Raw genomic sequence first — 5,439 nt, 5'->3', positions numbered from 1 at the left:
ACGCGGCGCCTCAAACGAACAATCGGTACCCCGAGCCCGGCCGACATATTGCCGCTTCGAACGGCCAGCAGAGAGTGAACGTACTAGCGAATCAATGCGACGCGACCCGTGAGCTCGCGATCTCCCTGCTTGAGGCGCAGGAAGTAGAGGCCCGCCCGTGGCGCAGGTGAAAGCGCCAGCGTCACGAGGTGCGCCCCCGGCCCGAGCTCCCCCACCTCGCGCTGGGCCACGCGCCGCCCGGCGATGTCGAGAAGCTCCAAGGTGGCCCGCTCCCGGCTCGGGAGCGTGAGCCACACCTGAATCGGCCCGCGCGTCGGGTTCGGTCGCGCACCGGCCAGCGCCAGCATCACGGGTGCTGGGCCCCCTTCCACCGCCGTGGTCGATTGCGTGGTGGCATCGGGCACCGGCGGCGCCGCCTCGATGTTCCCGAGCTGGTCGCGCGCGACGCTGTAGAACGAGAACGTATGAAGCTTGTGATCCTGTGGCGGGACCAGCGTGTCGCTCGTGGTCGGCGTGTTGAGCCGCCACACGCGATAGGGTCCCGTGTCCTGCTTCACGTAGATCGTGTAGTCCCTGAGATCGGAGGGCGCCCCGCTCGGCCCCCAGCTCACCGGGATGCTGGGCAGGTGAGACTGCGGCGGGATCGGCAGCACGTTGCTCGCCGGCGGGCTGTTGTCCACGCCGTTCGTCCAGGCCAGCGTATTCGTGGCCGGTGGGTCGTCGAACACGATCGACGCGGCGTTGCTGATCTGGGTGCCGGTCGCGAGCCCGGGCTTCGGCATCACGGTGAACATCACGCTCCCCTCCCCCTCGGGAGGAACGTTGTTGGGCGGCAGGAAGCCCATCTGCAGATCGGCAGGTGTCCGGCCGGTGGCCGGGTCGATCGAGCTGAAATGCCAGCTCACCACCTGGGTGATCGGATCGAGGCTCGCCGAAACGCTGACGAGCAGGTTCTTCTGCGGCCGCAGGTCGACGGTCGTGGAGAAGCTCGTGAGTCCGGGCGGAGGATAGATGTGCCGGTTGCCGAACGTGATCTGGTCGAGGCTCAACGTGGACAGCTCCAGCACGCTGCCGTTGAGCTGATCGGTCACGATCACGTCCTGCGCGGGCAGCGTCGCGGTGCTGAAGTTCTCGAAGCGGATCGTGTACGGCAGCACCGTCTGACCCGCGAACGAACCTTGGAGACCTATCTTTTCATTGGGATCGACCGAGCCCACCACGCTCACCATCTGCACGTCCCGCCAGCGCGGCCGAGAAACGTTCTCGCATCCGGCGGTCGACGTTCCCGATTGCACGGAGCCTTCAAGGTAATCGAGCACCTGCTCCGCCTTCACCAGCGCGGCGGGCAAGGTGCCGGCGCCTTCGCACACCCACGCGATCTTGGCCCACCAGGCGATCCCGCTCAGCCCCTCGATGCCCGGGTTCGCCGCCAGGTGGGCGTTCAGCCCGTCGAGCTGGGTTCCCATGCACGCCGGGTTGCCGATCCCGGCCGCCGGCGAGAGACAGCTTCGGAACACCACCCCGTCCACCCATGGCGGCGCCACCGCCGCGATGAGCTGGAACGGCGGATGTGTCGGGCCCGGCACGGTCAGGTAGATGCGACGCGTGGTCGTCCCCGGCGGCACCCGCGGGATCACGATCGGGAGGTACTTTCCGCTCGAGCTGGTGAAGAAGAGCGGCACCGTGGACCAGTCAGGCTGGCCTTGAAACTGCGGCGGATACGACAGTGCGAAGTCGAGCTCGACCGTGGCGTCCAATGGCACGCCCGCGAGCCACAGCGGCACCGACCAGGCATCCACGTTGCCCGGGTTCTCGATCACCAGGTCGAACGCCGTGCGACGGTCCCTGCGAACCACGGGATTTCCGCCGATCAGCGAAGTCCCCACGATCCCCACCCGCAACTGCGGCCCCTCGACCTCCTCGATCGTGAACCCGTCCGTCAGGACGGCGATCTGTCCATCGGAGTGATAGAACGTCAAGCTCCAGAGGCCGGGGAGGGCCCCGTCGAGGTAGAACGTCGCCTTGATGTTCGACCCGTCCGCGGCCGCGATCGGATTGACTCCGGGGATGGCCGGCTCGCCGGAGCGTGTGAGCGAAATGGAGCTCCAGGCAGCCAACCCTTCCCCATTCACGCTGAGCGTCACGGGTCCCGCGTTTCCACCGGTCGCGGGCACCACGCTCTCGAGCGAAGGCGCGGCGTTGATCGCCGCGATTCCCACGAGCGGCGCCCCGCCCATGAGCGAGAAATTTCCTCCCGCGTATACCGTCGTCGCGGTCACCGCCAGCGCGTTGACGGGATTGTTCGCTCCCGGATTCCAGGGGAGCGCCGATCCGGTCGTCCCCTCCAGCGCAGCGATCGCGGTTCGAGCCTGCCCCCCAATGTTCGCGAAGGATCCACCGGCATACACCGTGGTTCCGCGGACCGACAGCGCATAGACCGAGCCGTTCGAATTCGGATTCCAGGATGTGGCGAGCCCGGTGCCGGCATCCAGCGCGGCGATGCCGCTGCGCGCCTGCCCGCCGATGCTGCCAAAATCACCGCCCGCGTAGACCGTGTTTCCGCCTACGGCCAGAGCGAGGACATTGCTGTTCGCGTTCGGGTTCCACGCGGTGGGAAGACCGCTTCCGGCATCCAGCGCCGCGATGCTGTTCCGAGCCTGGCCGCCGATCGCGGTGAAAGATCCGCCCGCGTACACCGTGGTCCCGCTCGACGCCAGCGCATAGACCGGGTTGTTCGCGTTGGGGTTCCAGGAGGTGTTGGTACCGCTGACGGCATCCAGGGCCGCGATGAAGCTCCGCGGCTGGCCGGCGATGATGGTGAACCATCCACCCGCGTACACGAGATTGCCGCTCACCGACAGGGCCGCCACGGCGTTGTTCGCGTTCGGATTCCACGACGTGGCCAGACCCGTGGAAGCGCTGAGCGCCGCGATCCGGTTTCGCGTCTGACCCCCCACGTTCGTGAACTGCCCGCCGGCATACACCGTTTGTCCTGCGATCGCGAGTGCCTGCACCACGCTGTTCGCGTTGGGATTCCATCCCGTGGCTACGCCGCTCGCGAGATCGAGCGCCGCGATGTTGTTGCGGATCACACCACCAACACTCGTGAGCGACCCGCCAACGAACACGACGAATCCATCGGTCAAGAGGCATTCCACGATGTTGTTCGCACTCGGGTTCCATGCGCTCGCGGAGCCGGTCGTCGCGTCCAGCTCGGCGATCCGATTCCGCAGCTGTCCGCCAATGATGGAGAACTCGCCGCCGGCATAGACCCGGGATCCGATCCGCTGAAGTGTGCGAACGGTTTCGTTCGCGTTGGGGTTCCAGCTCATGGCGGAACCGTCGATGGGATCGATCGCCGCGATGTAGTTTCTCGACTGGCCGCCGATCGTGATGAAGTCTCCGCCCACGTACACGGCGCTGCCGGTGCCGAAGACCGCGTAGACATTGGAACTCGCGTTCGGGTTCCACGAGGTGGCCAGACCCGTCGTGGCGTCGAGCGCCGCGATCTTGTTCCGCGACTGTCCCCCGATCGAGGTGAAGAGACCGCCCGCGTACACGGTCGAGCCGACCACGGAGAGGGTGAGGACCTGAAAGTTCGCGTTGGGGTTCCAGCTCTTCACCGTTCCCGTGGGAATGTCCACTGCCGCAACGTCACTGCGGAAGATGGCGCCCACGCAGCAGAAGTTGCCGCCTATGTACAATGTGCTTCCGCTCACGGCGAGCGCGTAGACGATGTTGATGTCCCCCGGATACCAGGAGGTGGCGAGTCCCGTGGAAGGGTCGATCGCCGCGATCCCACGTCGGGCCTGACCGCCGATGTTCGAGAAGAGTCCCCCGACATAGAGCACGCCTCCGTCCAGGACGAGCGCTCGGACCGTGTGGTCGGGGCTCGGATTCCAGGCGGTGACCTGCATGTTGAAGTCCACGTGAGCCAGGTTCTGCCGCGCGAGCCCGCCGACCCTCGTGAATGAGCCCCCGATGAAGAAACCGCCCGACCCGTCCCCGACGACGGCGTACACGGTCCCGCTGACCAAGGGGAAGTCGGCGATCGGTAGAGCGGTCGAGGCATCGATCGGCACTCCGCCGCCGGTGGCAGGCCCGACCCGGCTGAACGAGCCGCCTATGTAGAGCGTCGAGCCATCGGTGACCACGGCGTGCACGCCGCCATCCGTGATCCAGAGCTTGTTGCTGACCGCCTGAGCCTGGGCTCCGGAAGCCGAGAGCAAGATTCCCAAGGCGCAGATGGGCGCGAAAAGGACTCGCCCTGCGATGGGGCGGATGAAGCCGCCGCTGATTCGGGGGGAGCGACTCATTGGACCTTCCGTTCTGTTCTGCCTCTTCCTTCGGGTTGCAACTATGACATCCGCCGCCCCACTTGGGTTGGTGGACATCGTGCCCCCCTACGGGAGGCGGATGGCTCGCCGAACGACGCTCTCATTGCCCACCTTGAGCCGGAAGAGATAAACACCCGCCGGAGCCTGCTCTCCCGCGGCGGTCGCTCCGTCCCAGACGATCGAATGGTGCCCGGGGGCGAATCGAGAGCGGTCGACCGGGACCGCGATCCTCTGTCCGAGCACGCTGAAGACCTCGAGGGTGACCTCGTCCGCGCGAGGCATTCCGAACCGGAGGCGAGTCGCGTTGTGGAATGGATTGGGCGCGTTCGGGTCGAGCGTAACCCGCGCCGGCACGGAGAGCGACTTCTGCACGGCCGCCGCCACGTACTGCTCGGATCCAGCAACGACAGCCAGCCGGTATGGCGCTGCTCCACGAGAGACGATGCGGTACGCGAACGCGATGTCGGCCCTGGCGGCCGAGATGATCTCCCCCGTCTCCCGGTCGATGAGCTTCATCGCGAGGCCTGGGGGCGGTGAGATGATGGGCGCTCCTTCCACCGTCACGACCTCGCCCGCCGATCCGCTACGGACCTCGATCTCCCATGTCTCCCCCGCGGCGCCCGGGGGACGAAGGTCGCGGCGATACGTTTGGTCCGCGCCACTTTCGGGGCGAGTGAATCCGATCCTCACCCAGGGTCCGGGCGGCCGCGGCGGCTTCGACCACTTTCTGAAGTCGAAGGTGGAAGTCCCAGCGACGCCGAAGTCATTGCTGCCGTCCTCCGCGCTTTGGGTGCGCGCCCGAAGACGGAACCGCCACGAGCCATTGGAGCTTGCTTCGAGGCGCGTCACGGCCGGCGACGAGACCGGAGCCGCGGCCCGCGGCAGCACCCAGAGCGTCTCCACCTCGGACGAGTGGACGAAGTACCCCTCGAATGGCTCGAGGAGTGCGGGCGTGTCTTCCGAATAGTCCCCGATCGAGCCACCCATCCAGTCGAAGGCGACGGGCTCTCCCACCGCGATCGAGTCGCGCCGCACGTCCGCCCATGCGACGGGGAAGTCGAAGGGATTGCCGATCGCGTTCCACCCCACCGCGAGCGGAACC

2 protein-coding genes are annotated in these 5,439 nt (G+C 66.9%); both read right to left on the bottom strand.

The genetic code is table 11. The features are described 5' to 3' along the window. Positions 1–83: 83 nt before the first annotated feature. Positions 84–4,316 (bottom strand): hypothetical protein, encoded by a 4,233-nt coding sequence (locus tag VFQ05_15930; protein ID HET9328257.1) that lies wholly within the window; start codon positions 4,314–4,316, stop codon positions 84–86. A gap of 87 nt (positions 4,317–4,403) precedes the next feature. Further along, positions 4,404–5,439: FlgD immunoglobulin-like domain containing protein (locus tag VFQ05_15925; protein HET9328256.1), on the bottom strand; the 1,036-nt coding region annotated here is incomplete at its 5' end.

Source organism: Candidatus Eisenbacteria bacterium, from assembly GCA_035712145.1.
GTDB lineage: Bacteria > Eisenbacteria > RBG-16-71-46 > RBG-16-71-46 > RBG-16-71-46 > DASTBI01.
This window is presented reverse-complemented; position numbering and strand designations above follow the sequence as displayed.